Annotated in this window: 26 protein-coding genes; 11 read left to right on the top strand and 15 right to left on the bottom strand. The window is 64.6% G+C overall.

Annotation, left to right across the window (positions count from 1 at the left end; translation table 11 throughout):
* Positions 1–310: 310 nt before the first annotated feature.
* From AC0IZS_RS24255 to AC0IZS_RS24245, 3 genes are all read right to left on the bottom strand, one after another.
* Positions 311–943, bottom strand: coding sequence for a hypothetical protein (locus AC0IZS_RS24255; protein ID WP_471637999.1), 633 nt, complete (start codon positions 941–943; stop codon positions 311–313).
* Between the two features lie 76 nt (positions 944–1,019).
* On the bottom strand, positions 1,020–1,571 hold the full coding sequence (locus AC0IZS_RS24250) for a hypothetical protein (RefSeq protein ID WP_471637998.1): 552 nt from the start codon (positions 1,569–1,571) through the stop codon (positions 1,020–1,022).
* A gap of 51 nt (positions 1,572–1,622) precedes the next feature.
* Complete coding sequence (locus AC0IZS_RS24245) at positions 1,623–2,507, bottom strand: LysR family transcriptional regulator (RefSeq protein ID WP_471637997.1); 885 nt, start codon at positions 2,505–2,507, stop codon at positions 1,623–1,625.
* Positions 2,508–2,593: 86 nt separating this feature from the next.
* Between AC0IZS_RS24245 and AC0IZS_RS24240 the strand changes: the two genes are divergently transcribed.
* Complete coding sequence (locus AC0IZS_RS24240) at positions 2,594–2,974, top strand: tautomerase family protein (protein ID WP_057204513.1); 381 nt, start codon at positions 2,594–2,596, stop codon at positions 2,972–2,974.
* 146 nt (positions 2,975–3,120) lie between these two features.
* On the opposite strand, the gene gor is transcribed toward AC0IZS_RS24240, so the two are convergent.
* The 3 genes from gor to AC0IZS_RS24225 form a co-directional block, all read right to left on the bottom strand.
* Positions 3,121–4,515 carry a glutathione-disulfide reductase gene (gene gor / locus AC0IZS_RS24235; protein WP_471637996.1) on the bottom strand — a complete coding sequence of 465 codons (1,395 nt, stop codon included), beginning with the start codon at positions 4,513–4,515 and terminating at the stop codon, positions 3,121–3,123.
* 157 nt (positions 4,516–4,672) lie between these two features.
* The gene (locus AC0IZS_RS24230) at positions 4,673–5,434 is read right to left on the bottom strand and encodes a CPBP family glutamic-type intramembrane protease (protein ID WP_471637995.1); all 762 of its coding nucleotides are present in this window, start codon (positions 5,432–5,434) and stop codon (positions 4,673–4,675) included.
* Between the two features lie 219 nt (positions 5,435–5,653).
* Positions 5,654–6,415 (bottom strand): CPBP family glutamic-type intramembrane protease, encoded by a 762-nt coding sequence (locus AC0IZS_RS24225; protein WP_471637994.1) that lies wholly within the window; start codon positions 6,413–6,415, stop codon positions 5,654–5,656.
* Positions 6,416–6,780: 365 nt separating this feature from the next.
* Here AC0IZS_RS24225 and AC0IZS_RS24220 point away from each other — a divergent pair, with 365 nt between their 5' ends.
* The 8 genes from AC0IZS_RS24220 (at position 6,781) to AC0IZS_RS24185 (ending at position 14,412) form a co-directional block, all read left to right on the top strand.
* Positions 6,781–8,427, top strand: coding sequence for an FAD-dependent oxidoreductase (locus tag AC0IZS_RS24220; RefSeq protein WP_471637993.1), 1,647 nt, complete (start codon positions 6,781–6,783; stop codon positions 8,425–8,427).
* Between the two features lie 16 nt (positions 8,428–8,443).
* Entirely contained in the window at positions 8,444–8,638 is a 195-nt protein-coding gene (locus tag AC0IZS_RS24215; protein WP_471637992.1) for a hypothetical protein, read from the top strand.
* Between the two features lie 151 nt (positions 8,639–8,789).
* Positions 8,790–9,284, top strand: a complete 495-nt coding sequence (locus AC0IZS_RS24210; RefSeq protein ID WP_471637991.1) for a MarR family winged helix-turn-helix transcriptional regulator — start codon at positions 8,790–8,792, stop codon at positions 9,282–9,284.
* On the top strand, positions 9,281–10,054 hold the full coding sequence (locus AC0IZS_RS24205) for a class II aldolase/adducin family protein (protein WP_471637990.1): 774 nt from the start codon (positions 9,281–9,283) through the stop codon (positions 10,052–10,054). Before AC0IZS_RS24210 ends, AC0IZS_RS24205 begins: the two co-directional genes overlap by 4 nt.
* A gap of 17 nt (positions 10,055–10,071) precedes the next feature.
* Positions 10,072–11,055, top strand: a complete 984-nt coding sequence (locus AC0IZS_RS24200; protein WP_471637989.1) for a 2-dehydropantoate 2-reductase — start codon at positions 10,072–10,074, stop codon at positions 11,053–11,055.
* A 40-nt stretch (positions 11,056–11,095) separates the two neighbouring features.
* Positions 11,096–12,082 (top strand): tripartite tricarboxylate transporter substrate-binding protein, encoded by a 987-nt coding sequence (locus AC0IZS_RS24195; protein ID WP_471637988.1) that lies wholly within the window; start codon positions 11,096–11,098, stop codon positions 12,080–12,082.
* 4 nt (positions 12,083–12,086) lie between these two features.
* Positions 12,087–13,073: a Bug family tripartite tricarboxylate transporter substrate binding protein gene (locus AC0IZS_RS24190; protein WP_471637987.1), complete on the top strand. Its 987-nt coding sequence runs from the start codon at positions 12,087–12,089 to the stop codon at positions 13,071–13,073.
* Positions 13,074–13,212: 139 nt separating this feature from the next.
* Positions 13,213–14,412 carry an aminotransferase-like domain-containing protein gene (locus AC0IZS_RS24185; protein ID WP_471637986.1) on the top strand — a complete coding sequence of 400 codons (1,200 nt, stop codon included), beginning with the start codon at positions 13,213–13,215 and terminating at the stop codon, positions 14,410–14,412.
* 96 nt (positions 14,413–14,508) lie between these two features.
* Here AC0IZS_RS24185 and AC0IZS_RS24180 read toward each other — a convergent pair whose 3' ends face one another.
* The 5 genes from AC0IZS_RS24180 to AC0IZS_RS24160 form a co-directional block, all read right to left on the bottom strand.
* Positions 14,509–15,603 carry a sensor domain-containing diguanylate cyclase gene (locus tag AC0IZS_RS24180; protein WP_471637985.1) on the bottom strand — a complete coding sequence of 365 codons (1,095 nt, stop codon included), beginning with the start codon at positions 15,601–15,603 and terminating at the stop codon, positions 14,509–14,511.
* A 78-nt stretch (positions 15,604–15,681) separates the two neighbouring features.
* Complete coding sequence (locus AC0IZS_RS24175; protein WP_471637984.1) at positions 15,682–16,161, bottom strand: hypothetical protein; 480 nt, start codon at positions 16,159–16,161, stop codon at positions 15,682–15,684.
* Entirely contained in the window at positions 16,161–16,514 is a 354-nt protein-coding gene (locus tag AC0IZS_RS24170) for a copper-binding protein (RefSeq protein ID WP_471637983.1), read from the bottom strand. The genes AC0IZS_RS24175 and AC0IZS_RS24170 overlap by 1 nt, the downstream gene beginning before the upstream one ends.
* A 74-nt stretch (positions 16,515–16,588) precedes the next feature.
* The gene (locus tag AC0IZS_RS24165; protein ID WP_471637982.1) at positions 16,589–16,918 is read right to left on the bottom strand and encodes a hypothetical protein; all 330 of its coding nucleotides are present in this window, start codon (positions 16,916–16,918) and stop codon (positions 16,589–16,591) included.
* Between the two features lie 57 nt (positions 16,919–16,975).
* On the bottom strand, positions 16,976–18,436 hold the full coding sequence (locus AC0IZS_RS24160; protein ID WP_471637981.1) for an MFS transporter: 1,461 nt from the start codon (positions 18,434–18,436) through the stop codon (positions 16,976–16,978).
* Positions 18,437–18,557: 121 nt separating this feature from the next.
* Between AC0IZS_RS24160 and AC0IZS_RS24155 the strand changes: the two genes are divergently transcribed.
* Both AC0IZS_RS24155 and AC0IZS_RS24150 read left to right on the top strand, forming a co-directional pair.
* The gene (locus tag AC0IZS_RS24155) at positions 18,558–19,448 is read left to right on the top strand and encodes a LysR family transcriptional regulator (RefSeq protein ID WP_471637980.1); all 891 of its coding nucleotides are present in this window, start codon (positions 18,558–18,560) and stop codon (positions 19,446–19,448) included.
* Positions 19,449–19,625: 177 nt separating this feature from the next.
* Positions 19,626–19,751 (top strand): hypothetical protein, encoded by a 126-nt coding sequence (locus AC0IZS_RS24150; RefSeq protein WP_471639616.1) that lies wholly within the window; start codon positions 19,626–19,628, stop codon positions 19,749–19,751.
* A 245-nt stretch (positions 19,752–19,996) separates the two neighbouring features.
* On the opposite strand, the gene AC0IZS_RS24145 is transcribed toward AC0IZS_RS24150, so the two are convergent.
* The 4 genes from AC0IZS_RS24145 to AC0IZS_RS24130 are packed head-to-tail and all read right to left on the bottom strand — an operon-like array spanning position 19,997 to position 23,338.
* Positions 19,997–21,556 (bottom strand): cryptochrome/photolyase family protein, encoded by a 1,560-nt coding sequence (locus AC0IZS_RS24145; protein ID WP_471637979.1) that lies wholly within the window; start codon positions 21,554–21,556, stop codon positions 19,997–19,999.
* A complete protein-coding gene (locus tag AC0IZS_RS24140) occupies positions 21,553–21,711 on the bottom strand; it encodes a DUF2256 domain-containing protein (protein WP_471637978.1) in 159 nt (52 codons plus the stop codon). Before AC0IZS_RS24140 ends, AC0IZS_RS24145 begins: the two co-directional genes overlap by 4 nt.
* Before the next feature lie 26 nt (positions 21,712–21,737).
* Positions 21,738–22,760: an NAD(P)/FAD-dependent oxidoreductase gene (locus AC0IZS_RS24135; protein ID WP_471637977.1), complete on the bottom strand. Its 1,023-nt coding sequence runs from the start codon at positions 22,758–22,760 to the stop codon at positions 21,738–21,740.
* Positions 22,757–23,338: a lipocalin family protein gene (locus tag AC0IZS_RS24130; RefSeq protein ID WP_305743182.1), complete on the bottom strand. Its 582-nt coding sequence runs from the start codon at positions 23,336–23,338 to the stop codon at positions 22,757–22,759. Before AC0IZS_RS24130 ends, AC0IZS_RS24135 begins: the two co-directional genes overlap by 4 nt.
* Between the last annotated feature and the right edge of the window lie 4 nt (positions 23,339–23,342).

The following is a 23,342-nucleotide window of genomic DNA, read 5'->3' as shown; positions in this document are numbered from 1 at the left end:
TGGAGGTTAAGACTGATCGCTGCCCTCGTTGGAGGGCTCTCTGCCTATGGTTCTCCACGCCATGGGGGTACAAGAAGGGGCTGTACAGGCGATTGGTAAGGCCGGGCTCGCTCCTAGACAATCCGCAGTTCTTGCGAGCCCTCAGCGTTGGTGGCCTCTCCTACGCTGTCATGTAGGGTTTTTTGGACCGTCATGGCAGGGCTGGACAAGTTGATATACACGGGTGCCTTATGAGCCTGTTCGCCAGGAGCGCCTTGGCCGTGACGCCTGCCCTTCGCTCCGGCCGAAAGTATATTCACCGCACGCTTACTTATCTTGGAGCCATCGGATTTACTTCCGGATGCCCCAGGCACCCGTAATACGTCTGCGCTCGAAATTGCACTTCTTTGGATTTGTCAATTTTTTTGGCTCGCATCAGAAGTTCGTCAGTAATCAATTTAACTTTTTCATGAACAGGCATCTTGGTATAAGCAGCCTCCATCGGATCTCCGATACTCCGGAAACTAAACGCCAGCAATGAGAACTGATTCAACCTGTAGCAGTACAACGCCACCTGCAGGGCTTTTTCGTTCAGATCCTCATCCAAGCACTTCCCATAGAAATTGCTCCCATACTCGACTTGAGTCGATGCTGGTGGATTGTCTTTGACGACAAAGGGCAGCACGTCATGGATGAGCTTCATCCAACCCTTATCCACCGATTTTTCATAGTGCTTGATGATTTCATCGCTGCTCTTTCCTTCGCCGCGGAGTTCGACTATCTTTGTGGCTGCGTCTCCGGCAAGATAGCAGTTCAACAAAGCGCGACTCTGATCAGGGCTCAAGGCTCCGATCCCCTTGATACCATAGTCCATTGGTGCAATAGAAGGGGATGTACCTTGCGCAGCAAGCGTTCCCAAACACATCGAGCACATTAGAAAACCAACAACCCTTAGCAATTTCATTCCTCTTGACTCCTTGAAATTCGTGAAATCGGACTTGTTCGAGCAACCGGCTCGCCATTCCACAGAAAATGTGCTGTCAGTAGCACTCCGGCCCCACACCGTCACCCAAATAAATATCCATGCTGATCGCCTTCACAAGATGTGGGCATTTCTGGTCGTATGTGGCACCATGATCGACCATTCGAAAAATGACCTGCATTTCCCCAAAATTTCCATAGGCCATCGTGTAAAAATGCCCTGCCCCGACTTGGTTAGTTATTTTTCCACCGGCGGATTGATGAAACCTTACTTTGTGATTTTGCATATGCTGGACGTTAAACTCCTGCCGCCAAGATCTCTTCGCAGTATTCGAGCCACTTGGCGGAGAGCCTGGACGCCGACATTTCCCAGCGACCAACCAGCTCACCATCGACGGTGCAGAAAGTAACTCCGAAAGATCCCATAGCCCTCCCCCATCATTTGTAGGAGCATTCTGCCGGACGAAATGAACGACGCCGAGAGGACGAATGATCTCGTGCATGGCCGTCCATACGCTGCGTTGCGCATTCCACCCAAATGGGGGAGACGGTTCACCGATTTGAGTTGCATGCACGCCACCAATGGGGCCGGTGCGTTGGCTTTGCAGCATTTGTCGGTATAGGAAACCATGGCGCCAGCAGCATTTGCCAGACTTGCCGCACTACCCCCCAAACGCCAGCCCCAACACCCCCACAGCCTCCCTCCCCCTTCCACCCCGCACCCGCGAATGCAGCACCACCGGCAACCGCGGCAACGCCGGCAGGCCCAGCCGCGCGCCTACCTCCACAGCCCCCAGCGGCAGCATGCGCGGCGCCAGTGCCGCCACGCCCAGGCCGGCAATGACAGCCGCAGACACAGCCGCCACCCCGCCCCCCACAAATGCCTCGCGCCAGGCAACGCCGGCCTCGTCAAGCAATCGGCTGGCCATCACCCTCACACCGCAAGGCTCAGCCAGCGTGACGATGGGCAGTGGCTCGCCCGCGCGGTGCTGCCAGGTGGGCGCAGCAAACCAGCCAAAGGGCTCTTCGGCCAGCACCTGCCCATCGCTGCCGTCGGCGTGAAAGCGCACGATCGCCACATCGAGTTCGCGGCGGTCATAGGCCTGGAGCAGATCGCCCGATGAACCGATGCGGATCTCGATCACCAGGCCCGGGTCCTGCGCGTTCATGCGGGCGATGAGGGCGGGCAGGTCGGGCCCGGCCACGTGGTCGCTGATGCCGATGGCAATGCGCTCGCGGTCGCGCTGCTCGGCAAAGGTGGCCAGGGTGCGCTGGTGTACGGCGAGCAGTTCGCGTGCAGGGGCCAGAAACGCCGCGCCGCGTGCGGACAGCTCCACATGGCGCGGGGTGCGTTCGATAAGGCGGCAGCCGAGGCGGTCTTCCAGGCGCCTGAGCTTCAGGCTCACGGCTGCCTGGGTGGTCTGCATGGCCTCGGCCGCGCGGGTAAAGCTGCCCAGCTCGGCAATGCGGACGAAGGCTTCGATGGCGTCGAGGTCGAGGGGGCGGTGCTGTTGTAGCGGTTGCGGTTGCTGCGCGTCTGCGGCCATATGCAACCATTATCACTGGTATAAATTGCAATAACAAACCGTGATGATTAGCATGGCGCCATCACCACTTCACAGAGCTGACCACCATGCCCCTGCTCCACATCGCCATGCGCTCCGGCAAACCCGAGGCTTACCGCCAGGCCCTTTGCGACAGCCTGTACCAGGCCATGCGCGAGACCTTTAACGTGCCCGAGGATGACAAGTTCATGGTCATCACCGAGCACGATGCCGCCAACTTCAGCTACAACCCCACCTACATGGGCGTGGCGCGCAGCGATGACCTAGTGTTCATCCAGATCACGGCGAACAACACGCGCACGCTGGAGCAAAAGAAGGCGCTGTACCAGCGCATCACGCAGCTGCTGGGCGAGAGCCCCGGCCTGCGGCCAGATGATGTGTTCATCAGTCTGGTGGAGGTGGCCAAGGAGAACTGGTCATTCGGCCACGGCCTGGCCCAATACGCATAGTGCGGCTCACAAAACTCTTCTGGCGTCGTTACTGCGCCTTGCCGTACTAACGTACTGTCTGCGGCGCAGCGCCTAGCCAGAACCGCTGCGCTGAGCTTTGTGAGCCGCTCTAACAGCGTTGCCCTGATGCATCTTGTCAGCCCTCATCAAACGCGCTGCCCATCCCTCAAGCGATAGCTCGGCTGGTACATGGTCACCAGCTCTTCCGACGCCGTGGGGTGTACGGCCATGGTGCGGTCGAAATCGTCCTTGGTGACGCCGGCCTTGAGCGATATGCCCAAGAGTTGCACCATCTCGCCCGCGTCGTGGCCGAGGATGTGGGCGCCGAGCACCTTGCGGCTGGCGGCATCGACGACGAGCTTCATGATCGTCTTTTCGGCACGGCCCGACAGCGTGGCCTTCATCGGGCGGAACTCGGCGCGGTAGACCTCGATCTCGGCATAGCGTTGGGCGGCATCTTCTTCCGACAGGCCCACGGTGCCGATCTCGGGCTGCGAGAACACGGCGGTGGCGATCAGGTCGTGGTCGGGCGTGGTGGGCTGGCCCCGGTACTCGGTGTCGATGAAGCACATGGCCTCGTGGATCGCCACCGGGGTGAGCTGCACGCGGTTGGTCACGTCGCCCAGCGCCCAGATGCTGGGCACGTTGGTGCGCGAGTACGCATCGACGATGATGGCGCCGCGCTCGTCCAGAGCAACGCCGGCCGCCTCCAGCCCCAGGCCCCGGGTGTTGGGGTCGCGGCCCAGCGCCAGCATGACGGTGTCGATGGCGATGGTCTCGCCGTTCTTCGTCGTGGCGATGAGGCCACCGCCGGCACCTTCCACCTTGGCCACGTTCTCGATGACATCGGTGAGCAGGATGCGGATGCCCTTGTCCACCATGGCCTTGTGCAGGCCCTGGCGCATGTCGTGGTCAAAGCGCGAGAGGATTTCCTTGCCGCGGTAGATCAGCGTCACATCCACGCCCAGGCCGTGGAAGATGTTGGCGAACTCGACGGCGATGTAGCCGCCGCCGGCGATCAGGATGGAGCGCGGCAGTTGGGGCAGGTCGAACGCCTCGTTGGACGAGATGCACAGTTCATGCCCCGGCAGCGCGGCATGCGGGTTGGGCGCGCCGCCGGTGGCGATGATGATCCTCTCGGCGGTAACGGTCTTGCCGCTGGCCACCAGGCGCACGGTGTGGGCGTCCACCAGCTCGGCGCGGCTGTCGATGATCTCGGCGCCGTTGGTGTCCAGGCCACGGCGGTACAGGCCTTCGAGCCGGGCGATCTCCTTGTCCTTGGCGGCGATGAGCGCCTTCCAGTCGAAGGTGGGAGTACCCACCTGCCAGCCATAGCCGGCAGCGTCCTCGAAGTGCTCGTGGAACTGCGAGGCATAGACGAACAGCTTCTTGGGCACACAGCCACGGATCACGCAGGTGCCGCCAAACCGGTACTCCTCGGCCACGGCCACGCGCTTGCCGAGCGAGGCGGCCACACGGCCGGCCCGCACGCCGCCGGAGCCGCCACCGATCACAAACAGGTCATAGTCATAGCCGCTCATCGCATTGTTTTCCTTGTCATTGTGTCTTGCAGCCCGGTGCGCGCGCATGCATTGCGCTGCAGGCAATCAGCAGGTCGCATGGGATGGTAAGGCAACGCTGAACAAGAGAGCGCTGCAGGGCCAAAATCGGCCGCACGTCGCGTACCGAGATGGCGGCTCAGGCGCCGACGGCACTACCCAGCACCATGCCCCCGGCAAAAAGCAGCCAGTCATTGGCGATGTGGGCCATGGCCGACACCGTGAGGTTCTTGGTGCGCAGGTAGGCCAGCGACAGCACCAGCCGCGCCGATCCAATCACCAGCAGGCACTGCGCCACGTTCCAGCCATAGGTGGGCAGGTGCAGGGCGCCGAAGATCAGCGCCGACACCAGCCAGGCCCCCACGATGGCCTGGCCCCGGCTGAGGCCCAGCGGGCCCGACAACCAGGCGAGCACGGCGAGGAAGGGCAGCACGGTGATGATTTCTTCACCGATGAGCTGGGGTATGGTGCGCGCAAAAAAGGCCATGCGCTCGCCCGTGTCCATGTGCCCGAGCGCACCGAACGCAGGGTTGGATGTGCCCTCGCCAAACAGGCGGTTGACCAGCAGGGCCACCAACACGGTCACCGCAATATTGAGCAGCGCCACGCCCAGGGCCAGGCTCACGTCGCGCCAGCCCACGCGCCTGAACAGCACCTGCCAGTGCGGCCCGGCCACCGCCCGCAGCGCCAGCAAGGGCACCAGCGGGAACAGGATGGCCGGCACCATCGCCCCCCAGGCGCCCCAGGCGGCAGGCATGGGCAGGTACAGCGCGGCAAAGCCCAGCGCGGCGCCCAGCAGCAGCACGCACCAGCGGCCCGCACCCAGGGCGAGCGGCCGGCCGTTGTAGAAGGGGAAGTCGGTGCCGCCAGGCGTGGCCGTGGGGGTCTGCGCAGGGGTCATGGGTGGTATGTGCAGGGGCAGTAGAAAGCGCATTAGAAGACATTTGGAGCGGCTAGCAAAACTCTTCTGGCGTCGTTGCCGCGTGTTGTCGTACTACCCGTACCGCCTGCGGCCCTGGTCGTCGCCGTGGGCGTAACCAGCGCAGCCTCGCCTTGGCTTGCAGCCTTGCTTGTGGCGCAGGCGGTGCGGCCATCGCGCAGGGCGCGGTGCTGACCCGGCTCAGCCGATGACCGCCCCCACCAGCACCACAAAGCCCAGCAGCACCCAGTCATTGAGGATGTGCGCCAGGGCAGCGACCGACAGGTTCCTGGTGCGCAGATACGCGAGCCACAGCACCGCGCGCGACACACTGATGATGACCAGGCTCTGCGCTACGTTCCAGCCGTAAGTGGGCAGGTGCAACGCACCGAACAGCACCGACGCCAACACCCAAGCGCCCACGATGGCCCGGCGCCGTGGCCAGCCCACCGGGCCGGCCAGCCAGGTGAGGAGGGCCAGGAACGGCAGCACGGTGAGGATCTCTTCGCCAATGAGGTGCGGGACAGTGCTGGCCATGAAGACCAGCTTCTCTTTCGTGCCCATGCCGGCCAGTGCCTTGATCACTGGGTTGGGCACGGCGCCGAAGAAGTGCGCGACGATGAGGGCGACCGCCACCGTCACACCGATGCTGAGGAACACCAGGCCGACGGCCAACCCCAGGTCGCGCCAACCCATGCGCCGAAACAGCACCTGCCACTGCGGGCCAGCCACCGCCCTGAGCGCCAACAACGGCAACGCCGGAAACACGATGGCCGGGACCACGGCAGCCCACCCGCCGGACACGCGCCACGCCACCATGGCGGGGATGTACAGCGCCCCATAGGCCGCCGCCAAGGCCAGCAGGACGAAGCACCACTGGCGCGCACCCAGCGCCACGGGGCGGCCGTTGTAGAAAGGAAAGTCGGCGCCGGGGGGCGTGGTGGCGGTGTGGTCAGGTGTCATGCAAGCGAGGTGGGGTAATCGGCGAACCGGGGCGGCCTCGCAGTGGTCGCCAGTGGCATGTGCCTTGGAGAGCATAGCGCGGACCAGCACTTCATACAGGCCTCACAGAGCGGGGCAGCACTGGCGCACCGTTTGCTCTCTACAAGTAGCCATGCACTATCTGAAAACCGCGCTCCGCTGGTGCGCCCTGCCCTTTGTGTTCGTCGGCGCAGTCCTGGTCGGCTGCTGGATGTAGTAGGTCTTCGCGCACCCCACCGTGGCGGCTTGCCCGCCGCCGCTGGCAGGAAAAATATCGAAGGTGCGCCGCCAAATAATTTAGTTGCGCGCGCAACCAAATACCCATATAGTTGCGCCCACAACCACTTATGAGGGTCGAGCCCGTGACAGTAACCTCAGCATCGAAACGCCTTCCAGACCGCATCCCCGTGCTTATCGTTGGCGGCGGCCCGGTTGGGCTAACTCTGGCCGCACTACTGGGTCGCTATGGCGTTGGCAATTTGGTAGTTGAAGCCGACAGCGGGTACTGCTCCGGCAGCAGAGCGATCTGCGTTTCACGCCGCTCCCAGGAGATCCTCGGCTGGGTAGGTGCAAACAAGCCGCTCGTCGCCAAGGGGCTGTCATGGGTTGGCGGTCGAAGCTACTTCCGCGACAAAGAAGTCCTGCACTTCCAAATGCCGCATGAGCCAACACAGCGTTTCGCTCCGATGGTCAACATCCAGCAATACTACGTGGAGGAATTCGCGCACCATGCCGCAGAGCGCCAAGAGAGCTTCGCCGGGGTGCATTGGGAGAGCAAGGTCACGGCGATCAAATCGCTGCCGGGTGGGGCTGAAGTAGAAGTCCAAACACCCCATGGATCCCAAGTCGTACAGGCCGATTGGGTGATTGCTTGCGATGGCGGACGCAGTACCGTTCGCGAAACTCTCGGGCTTCAGTTCGAAGGTACACAGTACGAGGGGCGCTACGTCATTGTCGATGTCGTCCAGAAAACCAGTCGCCCGGTCGAACGCCTTGCATGGTTCGATCCGCCGTCAAACCCTGGGTCCACCATCCTGATGCATCGACAGCCCGACGATGTCTGGCGCATCGACTATCAGATCCGGGACGACGAGGATCCGCTCGAGGCAGTCAAACCCGAGAACGTGCTGCCGCGCGTCAAGAGGCACCTGGAGATGATTGGTGAATCCGAACCTTGGGAGCACCTATGGATCTCCATCTACAACGCCAAGTGCCTGACACTCCCGAGCTATAGGCACGACCGCGTGCTGCTTGCTGGAGATGCGGCGCACCTCGTACCCATCTTCGGGGTTCGTGGCCTCAACTCCGGCATCGATGACGCAGGGAATCTGGCTTGGAAATTGGCATCGGTCGTGAACGGTGGCGCACCCGAAGCGCTGATTGACAGCTACTCAATCGAGCGTGTCCATGCGGCGAGGGAGAACATCGCCTACGGTGCCAAGAGCACTGAGTTCATGGCGCCGCCGCACGACGGATTCAAGTTGATGCGCGAGGCCGCTCTCAGGCTATCAACAGAACTGCCTGCAGCAAGCATGCTGATCAACCCAAGACAATCGGCGCCAGTCAAGTACCTCGGCACACCATTGGTGTCAGCCTCCAATGCGGGTAATTCCGCGCAGTATCTTGGAAGCCCTGCCCCTGAAGCGGCGCTGGTGCGCTTCGATGGTGCCAAAACCCACCTGACGTCTCTGTTCGGAGCAGGCTTTGTGCTCTTGCACTACACCGAAGGCGGCCGCCCCTTGAAAGAGGTGGCAGCGCTTACGCAGCCAGGCGCTGGCGGCGGCATGCCAGTGGCGATCGTCGGGGTTTCCAGTTCGAAGTCCACCGACCCCAGCATCTACGTCGATGCAGAGGGCCAGTTCCAGGAGCGCTTTCAAGCATCTGACGGCTCCGCTTTCCTCGTGCGGCCTGACGGCTATGTGGCAGGCTGCTGGTCGTCCTACAGCGGCACCGATGTCCGCGCAGCGTTGAGCGCCTGCGGACACGCGCTCTAACTTCTCGGGAGTGAACGTGCAAGAAGCATCAATCGACACAGCCGGCCTGGATCGTATCTACACGGAGCTGGCAGAAGCAATCGAACGAGTCGGGCCAGAGGGCCGGGCTTTGTTTCTCTCTACGCTCGCACTCGCCTTGCTCATCGAGGAAGGCTGCAGCAAGAAGGGGTTGGATCTGATTGCTCAGGCCGAGCGGGTCGCAAGCGTCTGAAAGAAGATATGACCAACGACAACACCCGAGCGGATCTCCGCTATCTGAACAGCTTTTGCAACGGGCTCCAAAGTGAATCCATCCCAGGGGCCTTCGGAGATTGCAGCGGACAGGCAATGCCTGAAAACACCACGCACATGGTGGCGCCCTCATGACGACTTCAAAGAGCAAAGCTCCTGGCACCGAAGAGTTGAAACAGTCAGCGCAGGGCCTTGAGACATTCCTGACCTATCGCCTGCACCTTCTGAACAAGCTGACTGACAAGGCCACCGACGCGCGGTACGAGGCCCTTGGCATCACGTTGAGCACAGCTCGGTGCATTGCAGCGTTGGGAAATTTCGGATCTCTGTCTGTCAATTCACTGGCGGCCAGGGCCAACCTGGACAAGAGCCAAGCGAGCCGAGTGGCGGACCTCCTCGTCCAGCGGGAGTACGTTCTGAGAACGCCATCGACCCTCGACCAGCGGGGAGTTGAGTTGACGCTCACGCGCACTGGAGTTGCGTTGTTCAAGCAAATCTTGCGCATCGCGACGAAGAGAAACGACGAGGTCTTCGAGTGCTTGTCTGAGCCAGAACGGGAAGCGTTCGGGCTGATGCTGACTCGCCTGCTCGAACATGCACGTGAACAAGGTGAGGAGAAGAAATGACTATCGACAATATTTGCCCAGAGGGTATCCATCCGCAGGAGTGGAACGCAAGGTGCGAGCTTGCTGCTTGCTACCGGATCTTCGACCTGCTCGGTTGGGTGGAGATGATCTACAACCACATTACGCTCCGGTTGCCAGATGAAGTGACTGGTGGACAGAAGCAGTTCTTAATCAATCCGTTCGGCCTGCACTACAGCGAAGTCACGGCTAGCAACCTGCTGAAAGTGGACCTCGAGGGCAACAAGCTTGAGCCTAGCGAGTGGCCTGCGAACCCAGCTGGCTTTACTGTCCATGCTGCGATCCACGACAAGTTGCCACATGCGCACTGTGTGATGCATACCCATACAACGGCCGGCGTAGCAGTCGCATGCACCAAGTCAGGACTGGCACAGAACAATTTCTACTCGGCGACACTGCATGGTCATGTGGCGTACCACGACTTCGAAGGCATCACGGTGCATTCCGATGAGGCGCCACGCCTGATCAAGAACATCGGCGACCGCCCTTTGGTCATCCTGCGCAATCACGGGCTGCTTTCGATGGGCGAAACCGTTGCTTCGGCATTCGTTCGACTCTGGACCCTACAGCGCGCCTGTGAGATTCAGGTGGTCCAGGCCAGTCTCGGGGAGGCGATCACTGTTCCCGAGGAGATCGTGCGCAAGACAACGCAGGACGCCCTGCAGTTCAACCCCAATTTCGGGGCAGGAGCCGACGTCTTTGCTGCGCTTGTCCGCAAGATCGACCGACTCGACCCCAGCTACAAAACCTGATCGCAGAAGGAGACGGTATGAAGATTCAGAAGGTGTGCATCTACGGGGCTGGTGCGATCGGCGGATGGCTGGGAGCCAGGCTTGGCCTCGCTGGCTACGACGTCAGTGTCGTTGCGCGAGGCGCCACGCTCGAAGCCATTCAGTCGCACGGATTGCGGCTCGAAGACGCCGGGAAAGTGATACCTGTCACTGTGCAGGTCAACGCTGACCCCGCGGCACTGGGCGTGCAGGACCTGATCATCATCGCCGTCAAGGCGCCCGCTCTTCTTGGCGTGGCCAAGTCTCTGGCGCCCCTGATGGGTCCAGACACCACTGTGTTGACCGCGATGAACGGCGTCCCATGGTGGTTCTTGCATGGACTGCAGGGCGCGTCCAAGGATGCGCGGATCCAGTCAGTAGACAAAGACGGCCAGATGGGCAAATTGATCCCGATCGAGCAGGTGATCGGATGCGTGGTCCACGCGAGCTGTTCATTGAATGGCCCCGGTTTCGTCAAGCATCACTTCGGCAATGACCTGATTGTTGGATCGCCATCGGGCGGAGAGACCGTCCGTTCTCTGGCTGTCGCTGCAGTTCTGAACCGAGCTGGCTTTTCTTCGTCGGTGTCCGAACGCATCCAAAACGACGTTTGGTACAAGTTGTGGGGGAACATGACCGTCAATACCGTGAGTGCTATTACGGGAGCAACCACGGACGCAATCCTCGACGACGATTTGATCCGCGGCTTCATGTCTCGCGTGATGCTCGAAGCCAAGGAAATCGGTGCCCGACTCGGCATATCGATATCGCAAGAGCCTGAGGACCGGCACGCAGTCACCCGCAAGCTCGGTGCATTCAAGACCTCCATGCTCCAGGATGTTGAAGCAGGCAGGCCAACCGAGCTGGACGCTCTGGTCGGCGCTGTCAAAGATCTGGGGAGCATCACGGCAGTGGCCACGCCCTTTACGGATGCGCTTTTCGGACTGGCTCGTCTGAATCTGAAGCTGAAGACGTTGTACTGAGCCCCTCCCGCCCCTCTCCTCGAACACCCAGGAACGACCCATGCCAACCCGTCGACAGTTTGTACAAAGCAGCATCGGACTCGCCGCAATCGGCGTCGGCGCGGCTCACTTTCCGGCATCCGCCCAGAACCTCGAGCTCGCCAAGATCCTCTGCGGCTTTCCGCCTGGAGGGACCAGTGACGCGATCTCCCGCCGCGTGGCGGACAAGCTGCGTGGAAACTACGCGAGCAATGTTCTGGTCGAAAACAAGCCGGGAGCCGGCGGCCAGATTGCCGTGACGACCCTGCGTGATGGCGCAGCCGATGGAAGTGTGATGCTGCTCACGCCATCGTCGATGCTGTCGATTTATCCGTTCACCTATCCGAAGCTTCCGTACAAGCCCCTCGAAGACATCCAGCCAGTCTCGCTGGCCTGCAGGTTCAACCACAGCTTCAGCGTGGGGCCGTTGGTTCCGGAGACTGTGAAAACGTTCAAGGACTTCCTGGCTTGGGCCCGGGCGAATCCTGAAAAGGCCAACTATGGATCGCCAGCAGCGGGATCGATGCCGCACCTGGTAGCCGCTTTGGCCTCAGTCCTCTCTGGTGTGCCCATGAAGCACATTCCCTACCGTGGGTCGGCCCCGGCGATTCAGGATGTCGTTGGCGGCCAGATCGCTGCGGCCTCCACACCGCTGGGCGAAGCACTGCAGTTTGTCCGCGCAGGGAAGCTGCGGATGCTTGCAGTTTCAGGCAATTCACCGAGCAAGTTCGCGCCAGAGGTTCCGACCTACCAACAGTTCGGTCTCCCCATCACGATGCAAGAGTGGTACGGCTTGTTCCTGCCGGCAAAGGCTCCGTCGGCCATCGCCACCCGCGCGGCCGCACACGTTCAAGCCGCCCTTGCGCAGCCCGACTTGAAGGCCAGCATGGCGCAGATGGGAATGGACGTGGAGTCCTCCTCTCCCCAGGTCTTGTCCGATCTGCTTCGTGCGGACGCCGAGGAATGGAGAAGGCTCATCAAACAAATCGGATTCACTGCGGATACCTGACCCAATGCTCAAACTCGATCGACGCCATTTCATTGCTTCAGCTGCTGCTCTCGCGAGCGCTGCTGTTCCACAACTTGCAGCATCTCAGGGCCAGTACCCCGACCAACCCATCAAGTGGGTGGTGCCCTATCCAGCTGGAGGGGGCACCGACAACTTGGCGCGCACCATCGCTGAGAGGATGCGGGCAGGGCTGGGTCAGCAGCTGGTTGTCGACAACCGCGCTGGAGCCGCTACCAACATCGGATCCGAGCTCGTCGCTCGCGCCAGGGCTGATGGCTATACCGTCATGTCGGCAGACAACGCGCTGTTGTTCTTCAACGAGCACCTGTTCTCCAAGCTGCCGTTCAATCCAGAGAAGGATTTCACCTATATCGGAGCGATTGGGAAGTTCCCGTTGCTGCTGGTGGTGCATCCGGACTTTCCTGCCCAAAACTTCAAGGAGTGGATGGCCTACGTGAAGGCAAACCCGGGCAAGACCAGCTATGCCTCGCCGGGAAACGGATCACCTCATCATCTGGCGATGGAGATGTTCAAGGCACGGACCCATACTTTCGTCACGCACATTCCCTACCGCGGCGCGGCTCCGGCGATGCAAGACGTGATGTCCGGCCAAGTTCAGATGATGTTTCTTGACCTTGCGTCGGGACTCTCGCACATCAAGGCTGGAAAGGTCCGCGCGCTTGCCATCAGTTCGACCACCAGGTCTGCCGCAGTTCCCGATGTGCCTTCTCTGACGGAACTGGGCGTTTCAGACTCCGAAGTCTTCGCGCTTCAGGGGTTGGTCGGGCCTGCAGGCATGCCAAGTGCAGTCGTGGCCCGGTTGAATCAAGAGTTGAACAAGGCCCTTGCCGACCCAGCAGCGCTCAAACGATTCGCTGACTTTGGTCTCCAGACCCTGCCAGGTACTCCAGAGCAGTTCAAGACCCTCGCCCGCTCGGAGTCCAAACGATGGGGCACCGTGATCCGCGCAGCTGGCATATCGCTTGACTGAGCCATTGCTCTTTCCCCCAGGAGCCTGTCGGACTTGGAAATCGTCGGCTGCAAATCAGCCGCAGCGGTCCATTTTCGCTTTCGACGCTCCAAGTCCGACAGGCTCCTGGCCACTTCACCACCACTACTCGATTGACCACATGCCACTTCAATTCGCTCAGCGACTAGAGAACGTAGAAACCTCAGCCATCCGCGAGCTGTTCAAGCTGCTGGGGAAACCCGAGATCATCAGTTTTGCCGGTGGCTTTCCGGATGCGGCGATGTTTGATACTGACGGCATCAAGCAAGCTGCGATCGATGCGCTGAACTTTGAGCCCGGCGCGGCGCTCCAGTACGGCGCGACCGAGGGCTACAACCCTCTGCGTGAACAGCTCTCGACCCTGATGGAAGCCAGGGGAGTCAAGGACGCAACTCCTGCGGGGCTCATTGTCACCACTGGGAGTCAACAGGCGCTGGACCTCATAGGCAAGTGTCTGCTTGGGCCCGGGGACAAGGTGATCGTCGAGGCCCCCACGTTCTTGGCGACCATCCAGTGCTTCCGCCTGTATGGCGCCGAGGTGATCGGTGCTCCGATCGATGAGGATGGAGTGGTGCCTGAGCGCTTGGAGGAATTGATCTCGCTGCACAAGCCAAAGCTCGTCTACCTTGTGCCAAGTTTCGGCAACCCCAGTGGAGCAATGCTTAGCGCTGCGCGGAGAAAGCAGGTGTTGGAAATAGCGTTGAAGCACCGGACGTTGATCGTTGAAGACGACCCTTACGGCGATTTGTACTTCGGTGGGACACCACCACCGCCCAGCTTGTACTCGATGGCCTCCGAGATGCCCGGTTGCCGTGACTGGGTGGTCTATTGCGGCAGTCTCAGCAAGGTCGTAAGCCCAGGCTTGCGTATCGGTTGGATCGCGGGACAACCGGAGCTTCTGGCAAACGCGACCATGTGCAAGCAGTTCAGTGACGCGCACACAAGCACCTTTGCCCAAGCGACGGCTGCGCGTTACCTGGCCTCTGGAAGGCTGCCCGCGTGCCTTACCAAGGTCCGGCAGGTCTATGCGCAGCGGGCAAAAGCCATGGGCGACTTTTTGGAGCGAGATCTTGGCCCTGCAATCGATTTCATACGGCCCAAGGGGGGCATGTTTTATTGGGCTCGACTGACGGGCCGGGGTGGCGGCGAAACCGACGCCGGAGTCGTCGCGCGGCGCGCAATCAGTCATGGCGTCGCCTTTGTTCCTGGAACGCCCTTCTATGCCACAGATGCAGATCGCAGCACTCTGCGCTTGAGCTTCGCTACAGCGGATGAGGCAAGGATACAAGAGGGTGTTCAGCGCTTGGTCAAGGCCCTGTAGGGCAACGCTGAACACGTTCAAGCAGCTTGCATGGCCCCAGAATCGGCGCGCGGCGCCTGCGCCCTTGTCATGCGGACCCACTCCCGGCGCTGCCACTCACGCCTGCTGCACCCGGTTGCGCCCGGCCTGCTTGGCCGCGTACAGCGCGGCATCGGCACGGCCATAGATGCGCTCGGCGTCCTCGCCCTCCACCAGCGTGGCAACGCCCACGCTGATGGTCACGGGCATCTCGGGCCAGGGGCCGTCTTCCACGGCCTTGCGCATGCGCTCGCCGACCTCGTGGGCGCCGGCCTCGCCGGTGCTGGGCAGGATGACGGCGAACTCTTCGCCGCCCACGCGGGCCACCACGTCCACCGTGCGGGCGCAGGCCTTGAGGTGGCCGGCAATGGCCTGCAGCACGCGGTCGCCGCCGTCATGGCCCAGGGTGTCGTTGACGCGCTTGAAATGGTCCACGTCGAGCATGAGCAGGCTCAGCGGCGTGCCGCGGCGCTGCACGATGGCCAGCTCCTGTGCCATGTGGGCGTCGAAGGCGCGGCGGTTGCGCAAGCTGGTCAGGGGGTCGGTGGTGGCCAGTTCCTCAAGCTTCATGTTGAGCTCGGCCACGCGCTGGATCTGCCCGACCAGTTGCTGGTTGACGCTGGCGGCATGCTGCAGGGCGACGCGCAGGCGGATCTCGCGCAGGGCGGACTGGCCCAGTTCGGTGAGCACGTCGATGTCCTGCCCGGTCCAGTGCCGGGGCGCGAAATCCAGCGCGCAGAAGGTGCCCAGGGCGTCGCCCTCTTCCGTGAGCAGCGGCACGCCGGCATAGGCGCGCACGCCCTTGAGCTTGACGCCGGGCAGGTCGCGGAACACGGGCAGCAGCGTGGCGTCTTCGATCACCAGCGGCTGCCTGGAGGCGGCCACATAGTGGCAGAAGGTGCGTCCCATCTGGTCGCGGCTGCCGCCGGGTGTGGCCACGCCGGGGCCCAGGGCAGTGGTGCTCATGTGGAAGTCGCGCGCCCGGTCCAGCAGCGAGACGAAGACCACGGGCGCGCCGGTGAGCCGGGAGGCCAGGCTGGTGAGGCGGTCGAAGGTCTCCTCGGGCGCGCTGTCGAGCAGGCCGGTGCGCTGCACGGCCGCAAGGCGCCGGGGGTCGGACAGCGCGGTGTGGATGCTGACATCGTCCGGCGGGGGAGCAAGCGCGAGGTCCATGGCGTGGGGTACCTGGGAGTAGTGGACGAAAGGTACATCATCCCTGCCCGCCGCGGGCGCCTTGTAGGGAAGACCCTGTTAGGTGCCGTCGGCTGGCGCAGCGTAGGTCGCTGCCGGTATGCCCTCGAAGCGCGGCCCGCCCAGTGTGGCGCCTTCGAGCGATTGGCCGTCGTTGAGCGCGTTGTTCACGGCCTGCAGAAGGCCGCTGCGGTCGGTGACGGTCTGGAATTTCAGCCGCGGGCCGGCATGGAACATGCGCTGCGCGGCCAGCAGGGCTGCGATGAAGACCGGCTCGCGGGTGAGGGGAAAGTCCACCCACTCGCCGGCCGCATTCTGCACCGAGAATTCGGTGGGCAGCTGCAGGGTGGCGGCGGGCTCGACATGCGAGACCAGCGCCAGCCCGAAGCCTTCGGGCACCACGTCGATGAGCCGGCGCGCCAGCGTGGCATCGCCGTCTGTCAAGGCGAGCATGCGCGACTCGATCTCGGCTGCGGGCAGGTCCGGATCGCCCAGGGTATCGATGGCCTGCTCGACCAGGGCGGTGATGCGTGGGTCCATCACTGCTGGCGCGGCCGGATGCCCACCAGCACATTCTCGCCCTCCACCCGCTCGGCGCGGAACTCCACGCGTGTGCCGGGCTGCAGGCCCTTGAGCAGTGCCGCATCGCGCACCCGGTAGGTGATGGTGGAAAACGGGATCTTGACGCCCGGCGCCACCTTGATGTGCGCAAAGGTGTCGCGGCTGCCCGGCTCCTGCGAGATGGCGCGGAACTCGCCATGGGTGTAGATGGTGGCAGGTTCAGCTGTCGCCGCTGCAGCCGTCGCCTGGGCCAGGGCAGCCAGCGGCAGGCAGCAGAGCAGCGCCGCAGCGGCGGCCAGGGAGCGGAGCGTGGGCAGGGGTGTTGCGGTCATGCGAAAAAGCATACCGCACACCGCCAGTGAATACCAAGCGGGCAATGTCTACCGCCCAGGCGGGCAAGGCCCACTCAATTGCAAAGGGTGCGGTCGCCCGATACCGCCAACTCGGTGAGCTTGGCAATCGCCCCGTACTTGCCGGCAGGGCCAGCCTGGGGATGGATGCGCAAGGACGCCTTGACCTGCACGGGAGTGACCAGCAGGGGCACATCGCCCTGCAGGGCCTTGATTTGGTCCATCACCGCACGGTTGACCTCCACAAAGTAGACCTGGTCCGGCGCGGTGCGCAGGTCGAACCGGCCGGGCCCCACGGCCAGGCAGCCCGACAGGTTTTCGGCGGCCATGGCGGAGCCACAGGCCATGGCCAGCAGGATCGTAAGGATGCGCTTGGGCAAGTTCATGGACGGGAGCATGGACACAGAAAGAAAGAAAGAAAGGAATGGTTGGGCAGACTCGCCTCACGGCGCAAGGTTCCCCTGTGCATCCGGGCGCCCGCGCGAGGACGCGCACGCCAGCGCAATCCCCAGCGCCCCCACCACCAACGCCGCCGCCACGCCAAAGGTGGCCTGCATGCCGGCCACCGCCGCAGCGGGCTGCACCATGGCACCGCCCTGCCCGCCCGCCCCCCAGGCGAACACGGCACCCATGGCCGATGCACCGGTGACCAGCCCCAGGTTGCGCGACAGGTTGAGCACGCCCGACACCACGCCGCGCTGCTGCGGCTGCAGCGCCGTGGCCGCCATCACGGCCGTGTTGTTGGCGGCCTGGAACAGCGCATAGCCGGCGGTGATGACGACCAGGGGCAGCACATAGCCGGCCACGCCAAAGCCTGCCGGCTGCAGCGCCAGTGCGGCCGAGCCCGCGGCCATGGCAACAAGCCCGGCCAGCGTGGTGCGCTGCGTGCCCAGGCGGTCCACCAGCCGGCCGGCCGGCACACCCGCCAGGGCCGAGACCAGCGGCCCGCACGACATGGCCAGCCCCACCTGGGCAATGCCCAGCCCCAGCGCCCCCGCCAGGTAGAACGGGCCCACCACCAGCGTGGCCATGACCACGGTGGTGACCAGCGCGCCCATGGCAAAGCCGGCGCCCAGGGCCGGGCCCTTGGAGAACAGCCCCAGGGGCACCAGCGGTGCGGCGCCATGCCGCTCTGCCCGGCGCTGCGCGCCAATGAACAGCGCCAGGCCCAGCCCGGCACCGGCCAGCAGCGCCGCGTTCAGCATGCCGAAATGGCCGCGCCCGAGGGTCATGGCCAGCGCATAGGCAGCCAGCGTGGCGGCCAGCAGCACCGTGCCGGTGATGTCCAGGCGCGGGCGCGGTGTGCCGGCCCTGTCGCGGTCGGCAGGCAGGTAGCGTCGCGCCGCCCACCATGCGGCCCCGCCCAGCGGCAGGTTGATGGCAAACAGCGCCGGCCAGCCCCAGCCCGCGATCAGCACCCCGCCCAGCGTGGGGCCGAGCGCCGTGCCCACGGCCGACATCGTGCCCAACAGGCCCATGGCGCTGCCGGTGCGCCCTGGGGGCACGGCATCGGCCACCAGGGCCATGGCCAGCGCCATCATCACGGCAGCCCCCAGGCCCTGCACTGCGCGCGCCGCCACCAGCCAGGCCAGCGACGGCGCCAGGGCGCACAGCGCCGAGGCAGCGGTGAACAGCGCCATGCCCGCCAGCAGCAGCCGCCTGCGACCCAGCAGGTCGCCCAGGCGCCCCACGCTGACCACCGCGGCGGTGATGGCCAGCAGGTAGGCCAGCACCACCCACTGCACCTGCTGAAAGCTGGCGCCAAAGGCCTGTGCCAGCGTGGGCAGGCCCACATTGGCGATGCTGGTGCCCAGCGAGGACAACAGCATGGCCAATGACAGGCTGGCCAGCACGCCGCGGGGTGCTGCGGCAGTGGGGGTCGTTGATAGGGTCGTGCGGGTCATGGTGCGGCGGCAAAAGCAGAGGAATGCACCGAGGTTAGGCATTTGCCAGCCATCGCGGAAGGCGCAGCATTTGCATTGAATCAGTGCGCCAAACGCCATGCCACCCCATAATGGCAAGCGTATGTCCCGCCCCGACCTGAACCTGCTTGTCACCCTGGATGTGCTGCTGACCGAAGGCAATGTGGCGCGCGCCGCCAGGCGCCTGCACCTGAGCCCCTCGGCCATGAGCCGGGCGCTGGCGCGCCTGCGCGAGACCACGGGCGACCCGCTGCTGGTGCGCGCCGGGCGCGGCCTGGTGCCCACGCCCCGGGCGCTGGAGCTGCGCGAGCGCGTGGGCCAGCTGGTGCACGACACCGAGGCCGTGTTGCGCCCTGCCCAGGCGCCCGACCTGGCGCAGCTCACGCACACCTTCACCCTGCGCACCAGCGATGGCTTTGCCGAGACCTTCGGCCCGGCGCTGATCGCCCGCGTGGCCGCCGAGGCGCCCGGCGTGCGCCTGCGCTTTGTGCAAAAGCCCGACAAGGACAGCACCCCGCTGCGCGACGGCGAGGTGGACCTGGAAACCGGTGTGCTCGGCCCCGCCATGGGGCCCGAGGTACGGGTGCAGGCGCTGCTGCGCGACCGCTTCGTGGGCGTGGTGCGCGCCGGGCACCCGCTGTGCAAAGGCAAGGTGACGGCCAAGCGCTACGTGGCGGGCCGGCACATCGCCGTGTCGCGCCGCGGGCTGGAGCAAGGGCCCATCGAGCAGGTGATGGGCCCGCTGGGCCTGGTGCGCGACATCGCCACCATCGTGAGCGGCTTTGGCACCGCGCTGGCGCTGGCCCGCGCCACGGATTTGATCGCCACCGTGCCCGAACGGCACACCGCCGGCCTGCGCGCGGGCCTGCACAGCTTTGCCCTGCCCGTGCCGGTGCCCGAAATCACCGTGTCGCTGCTGTGGCACCCGCGCCTGCATGCGGACCCGGCGCACCGCTGGCTGCGGGGGGTGGTGCTGGAGGTGTGCGCAGCGTAGCAAGCCGGCCCGGCTGCGACGGTGGCTCATGGGCACCAAGGCGCGGCCACCGCCTTTTCAGGAGCGCTCAATTGAGCCCGCCTTGTTCCTGGTGGGTGAGACAAAATGTCCAGCGCTATGTACCTGCAGGCTTGCTACGATCACGGCACATAGTGTCCAGTGATAGCGAGGAAAAAGATGGATTGGGTCCCTGTAGTCTTCATTGTGTTCAAGGTTCTCGTGTTCGGCACGGGCATGTTTTTCGCCATCAAGTGGCACTACGACCAAGACAAGAAGAAGAAAAACGAAACCGGCGAACAGTGAGCGTCCGGCCCGTGTTCTGTCCCGTCAACAGATGCCGATCCCATCGATGGAAGGGTCAGGCGCCATGTGATGCGATGCGATGCCCTCAAGCCCTGATCACTGTGGCGTCAATCTCCACGAGTTGTTCCACGTAGCCCAGTCCGGCAACACCGAGCAGGGTCGCTGGCGGAACCTGGCCACCAAACCAGCCTGCGACCGCTGACCATGCCGCAGAGAGACTTGCGCGGCGCGCTGCACGCTGCGCTTTACAGCGTGTCCAGGTTAGAGCGCAATTGGCTGGCATGCCCACGCAATGCCTGCAGCTGCGGCCCCTGCATCTTCTGCAGCTGGCGGTACACCATGCCCAGGCGGAAGTTGCTGCCCAGCGTGGCTTCGTTGCGGGCAAAGAAGTCCCAGTACAAAGCGTTGTAGGGGCAGGCGCGCTCGCCCACCTTCAGTTTCTTGTCGTAGTGGCAGCCTTTGCAATAGTCGCCCATGCGGTCGATGTAGGCGGCGCTGCTGACATAGGGTTTGGTGGCCAGAAGGCCACCGTCGGCAAACTGGCTCATGCCCAGGGTGTTGGGCAGCTCCACCCACTCGAAGGCGTCGATGTAGACCCCCAGGTACCAGCGGTGTACGGCCGCAGGGTCCAGTCCGGCCAGCAGGGCAAAGTTGCCGATGACCATGAGGCGCTGGATGTGGTGGGCGTAGGCACCGCCGAGCGATTGCCCCACGGCATGCTGCAGGCAGCGCATGCGGGTGTTGCCGCTCCAGAACCACTGCGGCAGCGGCGCGGTGTGGCCCAGGGCGTTGCGCTCGTCGTAGCCGGGCATGTGGGCCCAGTAGATGCCGCGCACGTATTCGCGCCAGCCCAGGATCTGGCGGATGAAGCCCTCCACCGCCGCCAGCGGCGCCGTGCCGGCCTGCCATGCGGCCTGGGCGCGCTGCACCACCTCGCGCGGGTGCAGCATCTTGGTGTTGAGGGCAAACGACAGCAGTGAGTGGAACAGGTGCGGGCTGCGCGTGCTCATGGCGTCTTCGTACTCGCCAAAGTGCGCCAGCGTGGTGGCGATGAAGTGGTCGAGCCCGGCCAGGGCCTCGGCCCGGTTCAGCGGCCAGCGCAGCTGCCCGGCCTGCGGGTTGCCAAAGCTTTGCACCCCGGCGGCCACGATGGTGGCCCACAGGGCGCTGAGGTCATGCACGGGCCGCGCATCGGGCGGCGTGGCCGGGGTGCCGGGCCAGGGCTTGCGGTTGTCGTGGTCGTAGTTCCACTGGCCGCCCTCGGGCTCGCCGGCTTCGTCGATCAGCACGCCGTGCAGGTGGCGCATGCGGCGGTAGAAGTGCTCCATGAGCCACTGCTTGCGGCCTGCAAACAGCTCGGCCACCTCGCTGCGGGTGGTGTAGAAATGCTCGCTGCCCACGGCCTGTGTGGCAAAGGGCTGCTCGGCGCACCACTGGCGCAGCTGCGCGTCGAGCCGCCATTCGTCGGGGTGCTGGTACTCAAGCCGGTGCGCGCCGTAGTGCGCCATCAGGGCGGCCAGGTTGCCGGGCAGGGACTGGCGGTTGCTGGCGTCGTCGATGGCCACGTAGCGCACGCGGTGCCCGGCGCTGCGCAGGTGCCGCGCCAGATCGCGCATGGCGGCAAAGATGGCGAGGATTTTTTGCGCATGGTGCAGCACGTAGTCGGTCTCTTGCCGCACCTCCATCAGCACATAGACCACGCCGGCATCGGGTGTGGCAAACCAGCTGTGCCCGGGGTTGAGCTGGTCGCCCAGCACCAGGCGCAGGGTGTGGGCCGGTGCGGGCTCGCGCTGGCTGCTGCTCATGCCGTGCCGCCGGATCGCTTGCGCTCGCTGCGGCAGCGGTCAGAGCAGTATTTGACCGCGTCCCACACCTTCTCCCACTTCTTGCGCCAAGTGAAGGGCAGGCCGCAGTGCTGGCAGGTTTTCTGCGGCAGCTCGTGCTTCTTGCGCATGCGCATGGGGGGCGATCAATGGCGCGGGCAGGTCAGGCGGGCAGCAGCATCTGGTGCGCCAGCGCGCGGCCACTGAGCCAGGCGCCTTCGACCTTGCCGCCGTGCAGCCAGTCGCCGCAAGCACCCAGGCCCAGGGCGCTGCTCCACCAGCAGCCTTGCTGCAGCGCGGGCTCGGTGTCGGCATAGCGCCAGCGGTGGGACGTGGCGGCCACGGGCGGCGGCCCGCCCAGGGCGGCAAATGCGGCCAGCAAGGCTGCGGTGACCGACTCGGCGCTGTCTTCGATGTGCGCCTCGCTCCACTCCGGGCTGGCGTGCAGCAGCCAGGTCTCGGGCCCGGTGCGGCCGGGCTTGCTGCTGTCGCGGGCCACCCAGCGCAGCGGGCCGGCGTTGATGAAGGCGCCGTCCCAGGGCAAGGCCACGGGTGCGGCATAGCGCAGCATCACCGCCCAGCTGCCGCGCATGCGGGCACTGGCAGCCAGGGCAGCGCCATCGGGCGCCACGGGTGCGAGCAGCGCCGCAGCCTGCGGCGCGGGCATGGCCAGCACCACGCGGTCGTAGCGCGCCGCATGCAGGCCCTGCTCTGCCGAGGTGATGGCCCAGCCCTCGCCGGTGTGCTGCAGCTGCTGCACCGTGGTCTGCCACTGCGTGTCTGCGTGGTCGCCCAGGCCCTGTACCAGCCAGGCGGCCGGCGCGGTCATGCGCGGCGTGCCCACAAAGCGCTCCAGCGGTGTGTGCGGCGTGGTCCAGGCCGTGCCGTCAAAGCTGGCCAGGCGCGCAGGCCACGGCGCAGCCACGCCGGCCGCCTGCCAGCGCGCCACCTCGGCGCGAAAGGCCGGGTCGCGTGCGGTGAAATACTGGGCGCCATGGTCGCACTGCCAAGCAACGGCAGCCTCGTCTTGGGCCCGCCGCGTGGCCATGCGGCCCGAGGGGCCCCGGCTCTTGTCCAGCACCTGCACGGCATGGCCGGCCTGCAGCAGTGCCTGCGCGCACGACAGGCCCGCCAGCCCTGCACCGACCACGGCAATCTGCAGGCGGGTGTGTGCGGCTGCGCTCATGGCTGCGGGTCGGTGCGTTGCTGGGTCACCCAGATCAGCGCCTGGGTGTCGATGCCCAGCGCGCTGGCGCGGGCGATGAGCTGCTCGCGCACACCCGGTGCCAGTTGCTTGCTGCGCGACAGGATCCAGCAGTAGCTGCGATCGGGCCCCACCACCAGGGCCCAGCCGTAGTCGGCGTCGAGCGCGGCCACATGGTAGCCCCCGTAGAACGGCCCGAAGAACGACACCTTGAGCGAGGCGGTCTGCGCATCGCCCGTGAACAGCGCCTTGCCCACGGCCTGGCGCCATTCGCCGCCCTGGCTGCCCTTGGTGGTGTCAAAGCCCCGGTTGAGCACACGCACGCTGCCGTCCGCCTGGCGCTGGTATGTGGCGCTCACGTCCGTCATGCCGCGCTCGAAGGAATGGTCGAGCCGCGCCACCTCGTACCAGCGGCCCTCGTAGCGCGCCAGGTCAAACGGCGTGACGGGGGTGATGCCGGGCGGCGGTGCCGTGGAAGAACAGGCGGCCAAGGCCAGTGCCGTGGAGGCCAGCAAGGCCAGTGCGGCGCGGCGAAGCCAGGGGGATGCGGTGGTGGGCATGGGC

The organism is Acidovorax sp. AC410 (genome assembly GCF_979253235.1).
This window is presented reverse-complemented; position numbering and strand designations above follow the sequence as displayed.

Excerpts from the sequence above, each read along its gene's own strand:
- AC0IZS_RS24165 (WP_471637982.1), bottom strand. The coding sequence starts at position 16,918 with ATGAACTTGCCCAAGCGCATCCTTACGATCCTGCTGGCCATGGCCTGT.
- AC0IZS_RS24130 (WP_305743182.1), bottom strand. The coding sequence starts at position 23,338 with ATGCCCACCACCGCATCCCCCTGGCTTCGCCGCGCCGCACTGGCCTTG.
- AC0IZS_RS24225 (WP_471637994.1), bottom strand. The coding sequence starts at position 6,415 with ATGACACCTGACCACACCGCCACCACGCCCCCCGGCGCCGACTTTCCT.
- AC0IZS_RS24155 (WP_471637980.1), top strand. The coding sequence starts at position 18,558 with ATGTCCCGCCCCGACCTGAACCTGCTTGTCACCCTGGATGTGCTGCTG.
- AC0IZS_RS24170 (WP_471637983.1), bottom strand. The coding sequence starts at position 16,514 with ATGACCGCAACACCCCTGCCCACGCTCCGCTCCCTGGCCGCCGCTGCG.
- AC0IZS_RS24160 (WP_471637981.1), bottom strand. The coding sequence starts at position 18,436 with ATGACCCGCACGACCCTATCAACGACCCCCACTGCCGCAGCACCCCGC.
- AC0IZS_RS24255 (WP_471637999.1), bottom strand. The coding sequence starts at position 943 with ATGAAATTGCTAAGGGTTGTTGGTTTTCTAATGTGCTCGATGTGTTTG.
- AC0IZS_RS24240 (WP_057204513.1), top strand. The coding sequence starts at position 2,594 with ATGCCCCTGCTCCACATCGCCATGCGCTCCGGCAAACCCGAGGCTTAC.
- AC0IZS_RS24230 (WP_471637995.1), bottom strand. The coding sequence starts at position 5,434 with ATGACCCCTGCGCAGACCCCCACGGCCACGCCTGGCGGCACCGACTTC.
- AC0IZS_RS24175 (WP_471637984.1), bottom strand. The coding sequence starts at position 16,161 with ATGGACCCACGCATCACCGCCCTGGTCGAGCAGGCCATCGATACCCTG.
- AC0IZS_RS24210 (WP_471637991.1), top strand. The coding sequence starts at position 8,790 with ATGACGACTTCAAAGAGCAAAGCTCCTGGCACCGAAGAGTTGAAACAG.
- AC0IZS_RS24245 (WP_471637997.1), bottom strand. The coding sequence starts at position 2,507 with ATGGCCGCAGACGCGCAGCAACCGCAACCGCTACAACAGCACCGCCCC.
- AC0IZS_RS24180 (WP_471637985.1), bottom strand. The coding sequence starts at position 15,603 with ATGGACCTCGCGCTTGCTCCCCCGCCGGACGATGTCAGCATCCACACC.
- AC0IZS_RS24220 (WP_471637993.1), top strand. The coding sequence starts at position 6,781 with ATGAGGGTCGAGCCCGTGACAGTAACCTCAGCATCGAAACGCCTTCCA.
- AC0IZS_RS24190 (WP_471637987.1), top strand. The coding sequence starts at position 12,087 with ATGCTCAAACTCGATCGACGCCATTTCATTGCTTCAGCTGCTGCTCTC.
- AC0IZS_RS24205 (WP_471637990.1), top strand. The coding sequence starts at position 9,281 with ATGACTATCGACAATATTTGCCCAGAGGGTATCCATCCGCAGGAGTGG.
- AC0IZS_RS24150 (WP_471639616.1), top strand. The coding sequence starts at position 19,626 with ATGGATTGGGTCCCTGTAGTCTTCATTGTGTTCAAGGTTCTCGTGTTC.
- AC0IZS_RS24185 (WP_471637986.1), top strand. The coding sequence starts at position 13,213 with ATGCCACTTCAATTCGCTCAGCGACTAGAGAACGTAGAAACCTCAGCC.
- AC0IZS_RS24250 (WP_471637998.1), bottom strand. The coding sequence starts at position 1,571 with ATGCTGCAAAGCCAACGCACCGGCCCCATTGGTGGCGTGCATGCAACT.
- AC0IZS_RS24200 (WP_471637989.1), top strand. The coding sequence starts at position 10,072 with ATGAAGATTCAGAAGGTGTGCATCTACGGGGCTGGTGCGATCGGCGGA.
- AC0IZS_RS24195 (WP_471637988.1), top strand. The coding sequence starts at position 11,096 with ATGCCAACCCGTCGACAGTTTGTACAAAGCAGCATCGGACTCGCCGCA.
- AC0IZS_RS24140 (WP_471637978.1), bottom strand. The coding sequence starts at position 21,711 with ATGCGCATGCGCAAGAAGCACGAGCTGCCGCAGAAAACCTGCCAGCAC.
- gor (WP_471637996.1), bottom strand. The coding sequence starts at position 4,515 with ATGAGCGGCTATGACTATGACCTGTTTGTGATCGGTGGCGGCTCCGGC.
- AC0IZS_RS24145 (WP_471637979.1), bottom strand. The coding sequence starts at position 21,556 with ATGAGCAGCAGCCAGCGCGAGCCCGCACCGGCCCACACCCTGCGCCTG.
- AC0IZS_RS24135 (WP_471637977.1), bottom strand. The coding sequence starts at position 22,760 with ATGAGCGCAGCCGCACACACCCGCCTGCAGATTGCCGTGGTCGGTGCA.